The sequence below is a fragment of the Pseudomonas sp. 1L-C-7-B-C1 genome (genome assembly GCF_057291635.1).
On the sequence record NZ_JBXAWH010000002.1, the window covers coordinates 384,025 to 399,289 of the forward strand.

Below are 15,265 nucleotides of genomic sequence, written 5' to 3' on the forward strand. Positions count from 1 at the left end.
CGGATGCCTGGGATGACAGCCGCCGTCGTCGTAAAAAATAGCTAACCGGGCTGCTTGAGCAACGCTGCCGATGCGTTGGACGCATGCACCGCCGGCGGTTTCTCGCTGAGCAGGTTCTGGATCGCCTGACTGTAAGCCTGGCGCCCGAGATTCATGCTGTTGTTGTGGTTGCCCCCCGGCACCATCAGCAAATTCTTCGGCTCCTGCGCCGCTTCGAACAACGCTTCGCTGAACTGCGGCGCGACGAACTGATCCGCCGTGCCATGCACGATCAGCACCGGCATGTGCACGTCGGCGATCTTGTCGATGGAGTCGAATTTCTGCGAGACCAGCCAGCGCACCGGCAACGAGGTGCGTTTGCTGGCGACCGAGGACGCAACGTCGGCGAGGTTGGTGAAGGTCGATTCGATGATCAGGCCTCGCGCCTGAATGGGCTCGTTACCCTTCTGCGCGTCCCGGCCCAGTTCGGCGGCGAGGTCGACGGCCACGGCGCCACCCAGCGAATGCCCGTAGATCAGGCGCTTTTGCGGGTCCGGCTGGATCTGCTTCAAGCGCTCCCAGGCAATGCGCGCGTCTTCATAGACCGACGCTTCCGAAGGCAACTGGCCTTTGCTCTGGCCGAAGCCGCGGTAATCAATGGCGAGGATGGAAAATCCCAAGGCGCGCAGTTGTTCGATGCGGAACAACTGGCCGGTGAGGTTCCAGCGCGAGCCATGCAGGTAAAGGATGGCGGGGGCGTCCTTCTTCTCCGAAGGCCACCACCAGGCATGGATGTTCTGCCCGAGGCCGAAGGTTGGCCCCTTGAGCTCAAGCTCTTGCACATCGGACGGCAGGCCGCGGTACCAGCTCGCGGTGCCGGGCTCGATCATGAAGACCAGCTCACGCTCCTTGTGTTGCAACGCCGCGCAACCGACCGGCAGACCGACGACGATCACCAGCATGCACAGCCAGAAGAACCAGCGGGCCTTGAGCCGCGACAGGGAGAATGTTTGCATTGAGAAAGGTGTCCGGTGCAGAAGTAAGTGCACCGGCAGTTTGCCACTCATTGGCGGTGTGGGTCATTCCTTCTGTCGAAAGGCCAGGACCCTGCAATGGTCAGCACCCTGCGAGGGTCAGCACCCCACCCCGCCCCCCGGCAGAATCAGTAACCCGAGCCCGAGGCCGCCGCACCACTGACAATCGCGATCCCGGAACTGGTGCCCAGTCGCGTTGCGCCCGCTTCGATCATCGCCACCGCGGTGGCGTAATCGCGCACGCCACCGGACGCTTTCACGCCTACGCCCTGCCCCACGACCTTGCGCATCAAGGCCACGTCTTCCACGGTTGCGCCGCTGCGGCTGAAGCCGGTGGAGGTTTTGACGAAGGCGACGTTGAGGTCACGGCAGATCTCGGCGGCGCGGGTTTTCTGCGCGTCATCCAACAAGCAGGTTTCGAAGATGACCTTCAGCGGCACTGCACCACAGGCGTCTTTGACGGCAGCGATGTCGTCGCGTACTTCGTCGAACAGGCCGTCTTTCAGCCAGCCAATGTTCAGCACCATGTCGATCTCGCACGCGCCGGCGGCAATGGCCTGCTTCGCTTCGAAAGCTTTGGTGTCGCTCAGCCCGGCGCCCAGCGGAAAGCCGACTACGGCGCAGACCTTGACGGCCTGGCCTTCCAGCAACGAGGCGGCATACGGCACCTGGCCAGAATTCACGCACACCGAATAGAATCCGTGCTCTTGCGCCTCGCGGCACAGCGTGGCGATCTGCGCGCGGCTGGCGTCAGCGGCCAGCAAGGTGTGGTCGATGTACTGGGCGAGTGCTGCGGGTTCGATCTTCATGGCCAATCGTTTCCTGATAGTGAGGCGGTAACCGGCGACACGCTTTAAGCTTCATGCCTGAGCGCATCATTTTATGTTGTAAATATAACAATGAATGTTATTTTTTTACCATATCCATTCGACAATCGGAATGCCCGTGGACAGTAAAAAATCCGACCGTATCAAGCTGATCCAGCAAGCCTTGCAAGATCAGAAGGCCATTCACCTGAAGGAAATGGCCGCCCTGCTGGACGTTTCGGAGATGACCCTGCGTCGCGACCTGACCCGGCACCCCGACAAGTTTCACCTATTGGGCGGGCATATCACCCTGGCTTTTGACCCGTCCGAGGCCAGCGATTACAAAGTCACCGAGCAAGGCACCCGCCACGTCGAGGAGAAGCGCCGGGTCGGCAAGCTCGCCGCCGCGTTCATTCAACCCGGCGATACAGTGTTTTTCGACTGCGGTACGACGATCCCTTTCGTCATCGACTTCATTCCGGACGAGCTGGAATTCACCGCCGTGTGCAACTCCCTCAACGTCTTGCTCAAGCTGCAGCAGAAGCCCAACTGCTCCATCGTGCTGTGCGGTGGCACCTTTCATCGCAAGAATCAGGTGTTTGAGCACCACAGCGAAGCGACCATTCTCGATGGCATCCGCCTGACCTGGGCGTTCGTTTCAGCGGCCGGGGTCAGCGACGCGCTTGGCGTGACCTGCTTCAATTTCAATGAAGTGGAGGTCAAGCAAAAGGTCCTGCGCCAGGCCCGGCACTGCATGTTGCTGGCCGATCACTCCAAGTTCGATGCCGTGCGCACGGCGCATTTCGCGACGTTGCAGGATTTTCATGTGGTGGTCAGCGACAAGAAGCTGCCCAAGGTTTATCGGGATTTGATTGAGGGGTATGGGGCTAAGTGGGTGGTTTGATCAGCCCATTTGCATCGCCTGGAATACCGAATTCGCGAGCAAGCTCGCTCCCACAAGTCCTATATCATCTGAAGTTCCGGCGGTCGGCTTAGGTTGATGCACGCGAGGAAGCTCACTCACAAGTGTCTGGGAATCGCCGCAATACCTGCAGATAAACACAGATCTTCGTGGGAGCGAGCTTGCTCGCGAAGGCGCCTTCAGCGTTTCAGATCGCTTTCCAGCTGCAACACCTCTTCAGCCCCCAGATACCCCGTCGTCACGCTGAACGACGCGGTTTCCCCCGCGCCCAACTGGCGCACATTGCCTTTGGCCGTCTCCGCCAGATAACCCTCGGGCTCACAGGTCGCCGGCAGCACAAACGCGGCCACCTGCTGATCAGCGTTGTGCAGAATCCACCGCGCCGCATGGTCGAACTGCGCCGGCTGGTAACGCGTGTAAAACGCCGGACCTTCAGGGTGCTTGAGCAGGAAATGCGCATTGCCCTGGGCGTCCGCGTGGACGCCGTCGAAGAAGCAGACGATCTCAGGGTCGTACAACTCAGGCGTGCTCAGGCTGTCCAGCCGCGAAGGGTCTTCCGTCAGTTCGGCCATGTACGCCGACCACGCCGGCGTCGGCTTGACGTGGGCGGGCACGCTGCTGCGAACCCGCGTACGCGCCATGCCCAATGGCTCGACGAAACGTGCGCCGTCGACGTAGGCGTAATTCATGTGCGCCATGTACATCAACTCCATCGGCTTGCCGGCCAGGTTGCGCACGTCCATGCCGATGTCGAACAGCGCCGAACCCGGGCGTAAGGTCACGCTGGGCCTGGCGCGATAGTGGTCGCCAAAGCCCATCACGTATTCGTAGTCGCCGCCGATGCGCAGAAACGCGCCGCCCGCGTCCTCGCCGACTTCCAGCCAGGCACTGTCCATTGGTGCGCAGGGCATTTCGCCGTGCAACGGATGATCGTCTTCCGGCGTCGGGCAGCCGTTGCGCAGCAAGCCGCTGTGGAACATGAAGCAACCGTAAGTGCCGATCACCGTCGGGCTCGGGCGCGGTTGCTCAAACATGTTGCGCATGGTCAGGTCGCAGCCATCGAAGACCGCTGACCAGACCATCTGACCCTGATACGGCAGCACCACCACCCGGCCGCGATCATTTTCCAGCGCCAGGGCTTTCACGCCGCTGGGGTAGGTCCAGGCCAGCACGCGAAAGTCCGCGGACTCCAGCAACGTCTTCTCATCGCCACTGAACAGCTCCGGGTGCAGCGAAATCGTGGTGCGCTTGTCGGCCGTCTTCATGATGCGGTCACCGCACCCGCCGGAGCCTGGGCCGGCAGCGGATCACGCATGCACTTGATGGCGTAGGCGACGATCGCCACGAAGCACAGCAGCGGAACGATATAGGCGATCTGCATGTTGCCGCCGGTGGCGTCGGAGAGCAGGCCCTGGAAGATCGGCATCACACCGCCGCCGACAATACTCATCACCAGTAGAGAACCGCCGACACCGGTGTCTTCGCCCAGACCGTCGATGGTCAGGCCATAAATGGTCGGCCAGCACGGACCGAGGAAAATACTCACCCCCACCGCCGCATACACCGCGCTGATGTTAGGCACCAGAATCGTGTAGGCCAGCAGGACGATGGCCAGCACGCCGTAGATCGCCAGCACCTTGGCCGGGGACATTTTGCGCATCAGCAGGTTGGCGACCATCTTGCCGACGAAGTAAGCGGCGAAGGTGGTCAGCAGGAACCACGAGGCGCTGCGCTCGTTCATCCCGCCCATCTGCATCGCCAGGCGAATGGTGAAACTCCACACGCCAACTTGCGCGCCGACATACAGAAACTGCGCCAGCACGCCGAAGGTGAAGCGCGGGTTGCGCCACAGACGCGACAGGCTCTGGCCGATGCTGCTGGATTTGACGTTGGCTGTGACCTTGCCCTTGCACGCCGGAAACTTGGTGAACGCGATCAGCACGAACATCAGCACCAGCACCGCGATCATCCATTTGTACGGCAGCAGCGTGGACTGAATCATCTGCAATTGCTGAACTGCGGCTTCCGAGGCGCTCATCTGCGTCAACTGCTCGCGGGTGGCGTCGGTGTCCTTGAACATCACGAAGCTGCCGACGTACACGCCGGTCATCGCGCCGAACGGGTGGAAGGTTTGGGAGATGTTCAGGCGGCGGGTCCCGGTTTCACGCGGCCCCATCAGCGTCGAGTAGGTGTTGCAGGCGGTTTCGAGGAAGGCCAGGCCGGCCGCGATGACGAACAGCGCCATCAGGAACATGCCGTACTTGGCCATCGACGCGGCGGGGAAGAACAGCGAGCAGCCTGCCATGTACAGCACCAGACCGATGAGTATGGTGGTCTTGTAACTGAAACGTCTGACGACCATCGCCGCCGGAATCGCCACGAAGAAGTAACCGAGGTAGAACGCCGATTGCACGAACGAGGTCTGCACATCGCTGAGCAGGAAGGCTTTCTTGAAGTGCGCGATGAGCACGTCGTTCATGCTCGCGGCCGCCGCCCACAGTGCGAAGCAGCAGCACAGCAGGAGGAAGGCGAACCACGGCGTGCGGTTCAGATAGAACCCGTCCGGGGATTGTTGGAGCGCGGGCTTTGTCATTGTTGTTCTCCGGGAAGTACAGGAAATACCCCGCCCCGTCGATCAGGCGATCGGCAGGGCGCGGCGGCTCAAAGGGTGTCGAGAAAGTGGCCGAACGCGGCAGCGTCCGGGTAGGAACTCTGGGTGCCGAGGCCGGTGACCGAGCAGGCGGAATAGGCCACCGCGCGGGTCATGGCGTTGCGCATGTCGCCGTCTTCGCTCCAGTGGCGGGCGAAGCAGCCGATGAATGCGTCGCCGGCGCCCGTGGTGTCGCAGGCATCGACCTTGATGCCTTCAACGCGAAATTCGCCTTCCTCACCAACGTACAGCGCGCCCTTTTCACCCAGGGTGACGATGACGTGACGAATCCCGTCCTGCACCAGTTGCAGGGCGGCCGCGCGGGCGGATTCGATGGAGTCGACGGTCTGGCCAGTGATCAGCGCCAGTTCGGTTTCGTTGGGAATGAAGAAGTCGAGCTGCGACAGGTGCTCGCGGCTCAAGCCCTTCACGGCAGGCGCAGGGTTGAGCAGCACCGGGATGCCGTTGGACTTGGCGAATTCGATGGCGTAGTAGACGGTTTCAAGCTCGATTTCCAGTTGCAGCACGATGAGCGTGCAGTCGCGCAACGCGGCCTGGGCAGCGTCGATGTCCGCAGGTTTCAGGTGCGCGTTGGCGCCTTTGACGATGAGGATGCTGTTATGGGAATCGCTTTGCACGAAGATCGGCGCCACGCCGCTGGAGACACCTGGGACGCGCTGCACAAACTGGGTGTCGATGCCGTACCGCTTGAAGTTGCTCAGCGTGTTGTCGGCGAACATGTCGTCGCCGACCTTGCTCAGCATCAGCACGTCAGCCCCCAGCTTGGCCGCGGCAACGGCCTGATTGGCGCCCTTGCCGCCGCAGCCCATGGCGAAATTCGGTGCTTCGAGGGTCTCGCCCTGCGCCGGCATCCGGTCGATGTAGGTGATCAAATCCACCATGTTGCTGCCGATGACCGCGATTTTGTTCATGTGTGTGATTACCTTGTTCACGCGCTGGGCCCGAAGAATGAGCCGCCGTCGCGGTTTTATTTTTGTTATTTAAATAACATTTTCTGTGACTATTCAACCTATTTCTTCCGAGGAAGACATGCGGCTTGGTATCGGGCGCACACGGCGTTCGCGGGAAGCGGGTCGGAAGCCCTAAGGCAGAGGGATTGCAGCCACTGGTCGTACAGACCGTGGATTCGCGCAAACGTTTGCGATGAAGATGAAACATCATCGAACTTTGCGCAGTTGAACGAGCTGAGGGAGGGGTTTTGCCCGCAAAAAGCTGCCCGCAGGAGACTGCGGGCGGGGCGCTGCATCTACATCAGGAAATACAGCAGCAGAATATTCGCCACCAGCATCGCCAGCGCGGTGGGGATTTGCGCTTTGATCACGGCGTATTTGTCGGGCAGTTCCAGCAACGCCGCGGGTATCAGATTGTAGTTGGCCGCCATCGGCGTCATCAGCGTGCCGCAGTAGCCCGAGAACATGCCGATCGCGGCCATGACCGCCGGATTGGCGCCGTACATGCCCACCAGCACCGGCACGCCAATGCCGCCGGTCATCACCGGAAACGCGGCAAAGCCGTTGCCCATGACGATGGTGAACAGCGCCATGCCGAGGACATACACCATCACCGCGACGAGGCGGAAATCCAGGTTGATGTACGCCGTTGCCAGTTGCGCCACGGCCTTGCCGACGCCCGCATCGTTGAACACCAGGCCGAGCATCGCCAGCATCTGCGGCAGCACCAGCGCCCAACCCAGTGCCTCGGTCAGGCGCCGCGATTCGCGCATGGCCTGCACCGGCGTGTCGCGGGTCAGCCAGCAGGCCAAAGCCAGCGCTACCAGACTGCCAATGCCCAGGGACACGAAGGTGCTGTTGGCCGGGTCCAGCAGAAAAACTTCGCCGAACTTGATGTTCTTCAGCAGCACCGCGCCAATCACCGTGACCAGCGGAATCGCCAGCGCCGGAATGAACAGCTTGTTCTTCAAGCGCCCTGCACTCTCCCGCCGCGCCCGGTCGTTGAGGTTCTCATGCTGACCGAAACCCACGCCGCCGAAGCCTGCGATCACCGCCATGACGACCACGCCGATGCCCACCCACACCGGTGGCAGCTTCTCGCCAACCAGAAACGCGATGGCGAACAGGCCCCAGAACAGCCCGGTGGTCCAGCGCTTGGGGTTGGTCCGATCCGTCGCCGTCATGAACGCCGTGATCGCCAGAATCACGCCCGCCAGCCAGTACAGGTATTGAATGGAAATGATCATTGCGCCAGCTCCCTATCCACTGCGGAGGCCGGCGGCAGCACCGTCAATTCACGGTTCAGGCGCTGATCGAAACGGTGCAGGCGGATGGCATGGATGACGAATGCGCAGATGGCTGTCGGGATCCCCCAGAAGGCAATGTGCATCGGGTCGACATCAATGCCAGAGCCAAGCAGGAAGGTGTGCATCAGCGCAATCGCACCGAACGCGACGAAGATGTCTTCGCCGAAAAACAGGCCAACGTTGTCGGTCGCCGCGCATAACGCCAGCAGCTTGATGCGCAAAGCCTCGGGCAACTTGCCGAAGCGGGATTCGGCGGCGCCTTCGGCCATGGGCGCGAGCAGCGGCCGCACCATCTGCGGGTGGCCGCCGAGGCTGGTGAGCCCAAGGGCTGCAGTGGTTTCCCGCACGAAGAGGTACGCGATCAAGAGGCGTCCGGCCGTGGCGCCGGTGAACCGGGCGATCCAGTTCTGCGCGTGCAGACGCAGGCCGTGGCGTTCCAGCAAACCGATCACCGCCAACGGCAGAAGGATGATCAGCGGCAGCGTGCGGGTTTTGATAAAGCCTGTGCCGATGGTCGCCAGGATGGTTTCCAGCGGCATGCTGGCGGCAAGGCCGGTGGCCAGGGCCGCAAGCGCCACGACCAGCATCGGGTTGAAACGCAGGACGAAGCCCAGGACGATGACCAGCACGCCAAGCAGCGGCCAGAGGTTGATAGCGGTTTGCATGTTGGGGTTCTCGTTGGCAGTGGCGATACCTTGCTGGGGCACGAATAAGGAACGTGTTAGAGAAACGAGCGGTCGCGGCGCCTCTATTCAACGAAGTGACGGCGCCGTTGCCCCATGGCACCGCAGTCGCGCCGGGGCGTCCAACGGGAAAAACCCGCTATGGGCCATAAGATTTTCTGTTGCCGGAGTGGCATGTAACCTGCTGTTCCAGTGCTGTCTTTGCACAGGCCGTGCCGCCCGGGTGTGCCGTCTGCACCTCATCCTGTGCCTGCAGTGGCGCTCAATTGCTCAAGGAAATCCCACGGTGAATCTCAAGTTTCTGGAAACCTTCGTCTGGGTCGCACGACTGAAAAGCTTTCGCCTGACGGCGGAAAAACTGTTCAGCACCCAGGCCTCCATCTCCAGCCGCATTGCCGCGCTGGAGGACGAAATGGGCGTGCGCCTGTTCGTCCGGGATTCCAGGGGCGTGTCGTTGACGCCCGAGGGCGTGCGTGTGCTGGAATACGCCGAGCACATCATGGACACGATGCAGAGCATGAAGGCGGCGATCAAGGACCCGAGCCAGGTCCGCGGCCGCATCCGCATCGGCGCCATGGATACGGTGATACACACCTGGCTCAGCCCCTTGGTAACACGCCTGATGAAGTGTTACCCGAATCTGGAAATCGAGCTCACCGCCGAGACCGCCAGCAACCTCTGCTCGCAGCTGGAAAAGGGTTATCAGGACATCATTTTCCAGACCGACGTGCTGCGTTTCGACAGCGTGCGCAACGCGGTGCTGGCGCGCTACCCCCTGCGCTGGGTGGTGCCGACCGGCTCGGCGTTCGACCGTCCGGACGTGACCCTGGAGGAGATCGCCGAGGCGCGCATCGTCACGTTCTCGCGCAACTCGCGGCCGCACCAGGACATCCTCAACATGCTGCACACCGCCAACATCGTCACGCCACGGATCAACTGCGTGAACTCGGCCTCGGCCATTACCCGCCTGGTGCGCGATGGCTTCGGCATCGGCGCGCTGCCGGTGACACTGGTGCATGGCGAACTGGCCCAAGGCGTGCTGACGCTGATCGAGAACGTGCCGCTGCCGCCGCTGATGGACATCGTCGCCAGCTGGCGCACCGGCGCGGGCATGGAACTGGTGGAAGACATCGTTGGCCTGACTCGCGAGGTGGTGAACGCCTTCGCCCAGGAAATGCCGGAGGGGTTTGTTTTGGAGGGCGGACCGGAGTGAGCCGGATCAATAGCCTCCCCGACCCTCCAGCAGCGTATCCAGCAACCAGGTCCCCGCCGGGCCCAGGCTTTTTTGCCGGGACCAGATCACGTCGACCGCTGAACTGCGCGGCCAGCCCGGCACCTTGAGTTCCTTCAACCGGCCCTGACCGCAGGTGCTGACCAGCCAGCGCGGCAGCGCCGACCAGCCGAATCCGAAGATCGCCATGTCCATCAACAGCAGGTAATTGGGCGCTGACCAGCTGCGTCGCGCGCCGCTGGGCAGGTCGTCGGTGGGCACGCTCTCGTCAACGATGGTGTTCAGGCGCAACGCCCGATGCTGCGCCAGATGGCGATAATCGACGGCGTCTTCTGCGGCCAGCGGGTGGTTGTGGGAAACGAAGATGCCGAAATCGGCGCGCTCGACGATGGTCGCGTAGCCCACTTCCGGCGGGTACGAGGCCTGGGCCGACAGCAATCCCAGGGACGCCCGACCGCTCTGGATCAGGTTAATCGCGTCACCGTGTTCGGCAAACACACACTCCAGTTCCAGCTCCGGAAAGCGCTGATCGAGTTCGGTCATGCGCGCCTGAAATTCAGCGAACTGGTTGGCATCGGACAGCACCAGCGTCAGGCGCGGCTCCATGCCTTCCGCCAGACGCCCCGCCGCGCGACGCAGCGTATCGGACGCCGCAAGTACATCCTCGATGCGCCCTTCCAGCGCCCTGCCCGCTTCGGTGAGCGCGGGATGACGGGTGGAGCGGTCGAACAGCTCCAGGCCCAAGTCGATCTCAAGCCGCGAAATCGCCTCGCTGATGGTCGACTGGCTCTTGCCCAAGCGGCGGGCGGCGGCGCTGAACGAGCCCAGCGCGATGGTCTGCGCGAAGGCTTCAAGGGCTTCGGGGGAATAGCTCACGGAAGGACACCTCTGAAGTGCATGTGACGTCCCCATCGGTTTTTCCGATGGGACCAATTTTCACTCTAGTCTATTGCGCCCCGACAATGCACACCTGCCCGCGAGAAAGTGATCACCGACATGCCTCTGAACACCCTCATGCCCCACAAGACCGCGAAGCCGGTCGTTTCGCGAAAGTCCCTCAAAGAGCGCGCCCTGCATGCGCTGCTGTTCGAGCTGATCGGGGTGCTGATGTTCGCGCCCGGGCTGGCCTGGGTGCTCGGCCAGTCCATCGGCAAGATGGGCGCGATGACGGTGATGATTTCCACGGTCGCCATGCTGTGGAACATGGTGTTCAACGCCGGGTTCGACCGTCTGCGCGCCCGGTTGGGTTTTGCCCTGAATCTCAAGGCGCGGGCACTGCATGCCATCAGCTTTGAAGTGGGGCTGGTGTTCATGGTGGTACCGATGGTGGCGTGGTGGCTGTCGATCAGCCTGCTGGAAGCCTTTGTGCTGGACATCGGCCTGTTGCTGCTGTTTCTGCCGTACACGATGCTGTTCAACCTGGCGTACGACCGGATTCGCGAGCGTCTGCTCGACCGCCCGCAACCCTGCGCCGCAGATCGATAGCGGCGTGATTGGTCTCCTCTAAACCTCCTTCATTGGCTATTCGACGGGCCGCAGCGCGGGCGTAACATTTCGCCACGTCCCGCGGCTTGCGCCGGTCACTTTGAAGAGAGCACCCAACATGAACAACCGAATCAACTGGGCCCAGAAATCGCCGGAAACTTATAAAGCCATGGTCGGCCTGGAGACGGCGCTGAGCAAATCCGGGCTGGATCATTCGCTGCTGGAGCTGATCCGTCTGCGTGCCTCCCAGCTCAACGGCTGTGCGTATTGCGTCAACATGCACGCCAATGACGCACGCAAGGCTGGCGAAACCGAGGCCCGTCTGCAGACCCTCAGCGTGTGGGAAGAAACCGAATTCTTCACCGAAAAGGAAAAGGTCGTACTCGCCTGGGTCGAAAGCCTGACCCTGCTGCCCGTGCACCGCGCGCCGCAGCATCAGTACGAAGCGTTGTTCAAGCACTACAGCGAAGCCGAGGTGGTCAACATCACCCTGGCCGTCGCCACCATCAACGCCTGGAACCGCTTCGGTGTGGGCTTTGCGATGATGCCGAGCTGATTTCCGTTATGGGCCTTACACCCGCAAGAACCGCCCGCTGACCGCCACACCCAGCAGCATCACGGCGATGATCATGAACGCCGCGCCCAGGCTGCTGAGGTGGGCGACAAAACCGATGCCGGCCGGGCCCATCAGGATGCCGATGTAACCCAATGTGGTGATCGCCGGCACTGCCACGTTCTCCGGCATGGTTTTCTGCCGGCCGACCGCGCTGTAAAACACCGGCACGATGTTGGAACAGCCGATGCCCACCAGCGCGTACCCGCACAACGCCGCCTGCCAGACCGGGATCAACGTCGCGACGGTCATCCCGGCCGCCGCGCACAGCCCGCCAAACAGAATGATTTTGTGTACACCGAGGCGCCGGACAATCGGATCGCCGCACAGGCGCCCGATGGCCATGAACAGCGCGAACACCGCATAACCGAATCCCGCGTAAGACGGTTCAACCCCGCGCTGGGCGCTGAGGAACACCGCACTCCAATCGAGCATCGCGCCTTCCGTGAGGAACACCGTGAAGCACATCAAACCGATGAACAACACCACGCCCCGGGGAATCGCAAACGCCGGCCCGCCCGGCTCGCTGCCATAGGGCAACAAGTGCGGCGCGGCTTTATAAAGCGCAAGGGCGATGAACAGCGCAACGAAGGCCATCGCCAGCCATGGCCAGACGCCGACACTCAGCAACGCCGACACCCCCGCCGCCCCCAGAATCCCGCCGCAACTGAACAGCCCGTGAAACCCGGACATCATGGTCTTGCCGCTCGCCCGCTCGACGATGATCGCCTGAATGTTGGTCACGCAACCCAGCGCACCCATGCTCGCGCCGTAGACAAACAGCGTGGCGACCATCAGCGGCACCGAGCTGAGGGTCGCCAATAAAGGCAGGCACACACAGGCGATGGCGCCCGTTATCACGATCAGACGCCGACAGCCATAACGCACCGTCATCGCCCCGGCCAGTGGCATCGACACAATCGAGCCAATGCCCAGGCACAACAGCAACAACCCGAGGCCGGCGTCGTCCAGGCCGAGACGGCTTTTCGCATAAGGCACCAGCGGCGCACAGGCCGACATGCTGAACCCGGTGACAAAAAAAGCGATACGCGTCGAAAACTGCTCCAGCCGCCCCGGAACCAAAGGCGCTGCGGTGCTGATGGAAGTCATTGCCGCTCCGTTGAAAACAGCGGCCCGGCATGGCCCGCTCGGGACCAGCCTAACAAAGCTTGAAACAATGCCGAAGAAGGGATGTTGAAGGCAGCAGCCTCAGAAACGCCTCAATCGATCCTCAAGACGCGGACGCGGAGCGTCGAAGGATGCATCCCCACGCGGAGCGTGGGGACGATCGATTGCTTCAGTGGGACCGGCTTCAGCCGGGAAGAAGCCTGTGCGTACACCCATCATTTTGCAGCGCGGCGCCCGACGCGTTCCCGGCTAAAGCCGGTCCCACGAAAAGCGCCACGTACATCCTGTAGGACCGGCTTCAGCCGGGAAGCCTTTGATCTGCTTTTGCTCTTCAAACACAAAAGGCCCAGACGACACCAATCGCGACTTTGGTGCAGGCTGAACGCAGGTCTCGCTCCGTGGGCCGAGCGGCATGGATGCCGCGAGAGCCGCCCCCCGCCATGGATGGCGGATGGCGGCGGGCCCACGGAGCGAGACCGGAGTGAAGGAACCCGACGAAGTCGGGCCCAACCGAGAGCAAGCACCCTTGGTTACTTGGGGTGCTTTTCCAAGTAACTCGCCGAAGGCGAAACAGTCGAGCCGTTAGGCCGACGCCCTTGATCTTGATCTTGATGAAGGATCACCCCTTCCAAGGAGACCGCCGAATAATCTCCACAAAATTCAGCGGCTTGAACGTCGGATCCTCATCCACCAACACATCCGCATTCACCGTCCCGAACGTCGTATCAGGCTTATGCCGAAACCCATCCGCAAACGCACACAAAATGCATTCCTTGAAATCCTCCCCGCGCGGGTGAGCATGGGTCACCACCTCCCGCTGCTCATCACTGAACTGCCCGTAATTGATGCCCAGCACATCCATCTCCACACCCGCCGTCACCAGCGCCACGTTCGGCCGCAAATGCTCGGGCACGCCCGGCGTCGTGTGCAGCGCAATCGACAACCAGACCTGCTCCATATCCCCCTCCGACAACCCGAACGGCTGCATGAACGCCCGCGCCGCATTGGCCGAATCCACCTCGAAACGCAGGTCCGCACTGCGATGCTGCGCCACCAGACCCAAATCATGAAACATCGCCCCAACGTAAAGCTGCTCGGCGTCGTAGGCCAGCCCCTTGCGCTCACCGGTCAGCGCGCCCCACAAAAACACCCGGCGCGAGTGATTGAACAGCAGGTCATCTTCCTGCTCGCGGATGTACTCGGTGGTGGCGCGGGCCAGCGCGCTGTCGGGGATCTTGATACCAGCAATCGATTGAGTCATAGGAATCTCTCCAGCGGCCGCACCGGGGTGGCGCGTTGAAGAGAAGTCTGGGCGACGGCGTATCACGGCTCAATCGGCGCGCGGTCTCGTTCTCTGCCAAACGTGCATCGTTTACTGCCAGCCCACCTACGGTTTACCAGATTGCTGCGGACCGACTGCACGACCTCGGATAAACTCTGCGCCTTTGCAGTGCGCCATGCCTCAAAAAGCGCCTCATAAAGTGCCGTCAAAGCGTGCCATCAGAGCCCGCCGATAAAGCATTCCTGCACCCCACACCTGATGAATCGAAAACAAGGAGCCCCTGTGTACAAGGGCGTTGCGTTATCGGTCATGGCCTCCTGCCTGTTCGCGGTCATGTACTACTACACCTCACTCCTCACGCCATTGAGCGGTGAAGAAATCTTCGGTTGGCGCATGCTGCTGACCCTGCCATGCGTGACGCTGTTCATGCTCTCCAGCGGAGACTGGAAGCTGGCCCGCGCCCTCGGCGTCCGGGTGCGCCAGACGCCTGCATTGCTGGCGGGGATGGCGCTGTCGGCGACGTTGATGGGCGCGCAGTTGTGGCTGTTCATGTGGGCGCCGCTGCATGGCCGCAGCCTGGAGGTGTCGCTGGGGTATTTTCTGCTGCCGCTGACCATGATCCTCACCGGGCGTGTGGTGTACGGCGAGCACCTGTCGCACCTGCAGAAGATCGCCGCCTGCTGCGCGCTGATCGGTGTGGGGAACGAGCTGCTGCGCCTGGGCAGTTTTTCCTGGGAAACCCTGCTCGTCTGCCTGGGTTATCCGCTGTACTTCGTGTTGAGGCGCAAGCTCAAGACCGACAACCTTGGCGGTCTGTGGTGGGATATGTTGCTGATCCTGCCCGTCGCGGTGCTGTTCATCTGCCAGGGCAACCCTTCGGTCGTGGAACAATTCCCACGCTTCTATGTGCTGATTCCGGTGCTGGGGGCGATCAGTGCGTCGGCCCTCGTCAGCTACATTCGCGCAAGCCGCCTGCTGGCGTTCAGCGTGTTTGGCTTGCTGAGCTACGTCGAGCCGGTGCTGCTGGTTGGCGTTGCGCTGTTGCTGGGCGAATCCATCGGCCGCGATGAATGGATGACCTACTTGCCGATCTGGCTGGCGGTCATGGTGCTGGTGGGAGAAGGCGCCAAGCATGTATTGGCCCAGCGACGACGCCATCGCGCTTGAATTGACG

Annotated in this window: 15 protein-coding genes; 5 read left to right on the forward strand and 10 right to left on the reverse strand. The window is 62.0% G+C overall.

Going from position 1 to position 15,265, the window contains the following annotated elements:
* Positions 1-41 precede the first annotated feature (41 nt).
* Entirely contained in the window at positions 42-995 is a 954-nt protein-coding gene (locus AC0Z8Z_RS04970) for an alpha/beta hydrolase (RefSeq protein ID WP_240356707.1), read from the reverse strand.
* A 146-nt stretch (positions 996-1,141) separates the two neighbouring features.
* Complete coding sequence (deoC, locus tag AC0Z8Z_RS04975) at positions 1,142-1,822, reverse strand: deoxyribose-phosphate aldolase (protein WP_485618153.1); 681 nt, start codon at positions 1,820-1,822, stop codon at positions 1,142-1,144.
* 130 nt (positions 1,823-1,952) lie between these two features.
* On the opposite strand from deoC, the gene deoR reads away from it, so the two are divergent.
* Positions 1,953-2,723 carry a DNA-binding transcriptional repressor DeoR gene (gene deoR, locus AC0Z8Z_RS04980; protein ID WP_485618155.1) on the forward strand — a complete coding sequence of 257 codons (771 nt, stop codon included), beginning with the start codon at positions 1,953-1,955 and terminating at the stop codon, positions 2,721-2,723.
* A gap of 197 nt (positions 2,724-2,920) precedes the next feature.
* On the opposite strand, the gene AC0Z8Z_RS04985 is transcribed toward deoR, so the two are convergent.
* The 5 genes from AC0Z8Z_RS04985 to AC0Z8Z_RS05005 form a co-directional block, all read right to left on the reverse strand.
* A complete protein-coding gene (locus tag AC0Z8Z_RS04985; protein WP_485618156.1) occupies positions 2,921-4,006 on the reverse strand; it encodes an aldose 1-epimerase family protein in 1,086 nt (361 codons plus the stop codon).
* Complete coding sequence (gene fucP, locus AC0Z8Z_RS04990; protein WP_485618157.1) at positions 4,003-5,334, reverse strand: L-fucose:H+ symporter permease; 1,332 nt, start codon at positions 5,332-5,334, stop codon at positions 4,003-4,005. Before fucP ends, AC0Z8Z_RS04985 begins: the two co-directional genes overlap by 4 nt.
* Before the next feature lie 68 nt (positions 5,335-5,402).
* Positions 5,403-6,323 (reverse strand): ribokinase, encoded by a 921-nt coding sequence (gene rbsK, locus AC0Z8Z_RS04995; protein ID WP_485618158.1) that lies wholly within the window; start codon positions 6,321-6,323, stop codon positions 5,403-5,405.
* 335 nt (positions 6,324-6,658) lie between these two features.
* A complete protein-coding gene (locus AC0Z8Z_RS05000; RefSeq protein WP_485618159.1) occupies positions 6,659-7,609 on the reverse strand; it encodes a DUF979 domain-containing protein in 951 nt (316 codons plus the stop codon).
* Positions 7,606-8,334, reverse strand: coding sequence for a DUF969 domain-containing protein (locus AC0Z8Z_RS05005; RefSeq protein WP_485618160.1), 729 nt, complete (start codon positions 8,332-8,334; stop codon positions 7,606-7,608). Before AC0Z8Z_RS05005 ends, AC0Z8Z_RS05000 begins: the two co-directional genes overlap by 4 nt.
* A gap of 304 nt (positions 8,335-8,638) precedes the next feature.
* Between AC0Z8Z_RS05005 and AC0Z8Z_RS05010 the strand changes: the two genes are divergently transcribed.
* Positions 8,639-9,565: a LysR family transcriptional regulator gene (locus AC0Z8Z_RS05010; RefSeq protein WP_485618162.1), complete on the forward strand. Its 927-nt coding sequence runs from the start codon at positions 8,639-8,641 to the stop codon at positions 9,563-9,565.
* A 6-nt stretch (positions 9,566-9,571) separates the two neighbouring features.
* Here AC0Z8Z_RS05010 and AC0Z8Z_RS05015 read toward each other — a convergent pair whose 3' ends face one another.
* On the reverse strand, positions 9,572-10,459 hold the full coding sequence (locus AC0Z8Z_RS05015; RefSeq protein WP_485618163.1) for a LysR family transcriptional regulator: 888 nt from the start codon (positions 10,457-10,459) through the stop codon (positions 9,572-9,574).
* Between the two features lie 120 nt (positions 10,460-10,579).
* Between AC0Z8Z_RS05015 and AC0Z8Z_RS05020 the strand changes: the two genes are divergently transcribed.
* Together AC0Z8Z_RS05020 and AC0Z8Z_RS05025 are read left to right on the forward strand one after the other, a co-directional pair.
* Positions 10,580-11,068: a multidrug/biocide efflux PACE transporter gene (locus tag AC0Z8Z_RS05020; RefSeq protein WP_485618164.1), complete on the forward strand. Its 489-nt coding sequence runs from the start codon at positions 10,580-10,582 to the stop codon at positions 11,066-11,068.
* Positions 11,069-11,186: 118 nt separating this feature from the next.
* The gene (locus AC0Z8Z_RS05025) at positions 11,187-11,624 is read left to right on the forward strand and encodes a carboxymuconolactone decarboxylase family protein (protein ID WP_485618165.1); all 438 of its coding nucleotides are present in this window, start codon (positions 11,187-11,189) and stop codon (positions 11,622-11,624) included.
* A 15-nt stretch (positions 11,625-11,639) separates the two neighbouring features.
* Here the strand turns inward: AC0Z8Z_RS05025 and AC0Z8Z_RS05030 are convergent, their stop codons facing one another.
* Together AC0Z8Z_RS05030 and AC0Z8Z_RS05035 are read right to left on the reverse strand one after the other, a co-directional pair.
* Positions 11,640-12,791 (reverse strand): MFS transporter, encoded by a 1,152-nt coding sequence (locus tag AC0Z8Z_RS05030; protein ID WP_485618166.1) that lies wholly within the window; start codon positions 12,789-12,791, stop codon positions 11,640-11,642.
* A 637-nt stretch (positions 12,792-13,428) separates the two neighbouring features.
* Positions 13,429-14,070, reverse strand: a complete 642-nt coding sequence (locus AC0Z8Z_RS05035; protein WP_485618168.1) for an HD domain-containing protein — start codon at positions 14,068-14,070, stop codon at positions 13,429-13,431.
* A gap of 303 nt (positions 14,071-14,373) precedes the next feature.
* On the opposite strand from AC0Z8Z_RS05035, the gene rarD reads away from it, so the two are divergent.
* Positions 14,374-15,258, forward strand: a complete 885-nt coding sequence (gene rarD / locus AC0Z8Z_RS05040) for an EamA family transporter RarD (RefSeq protein ID WP_485618170.1) — start codon at positions 14,374-14,376, stop codon at positions 15,256-15,258.
* Positions 15,259-15,265: the final 7 nt, after the last annotated feature.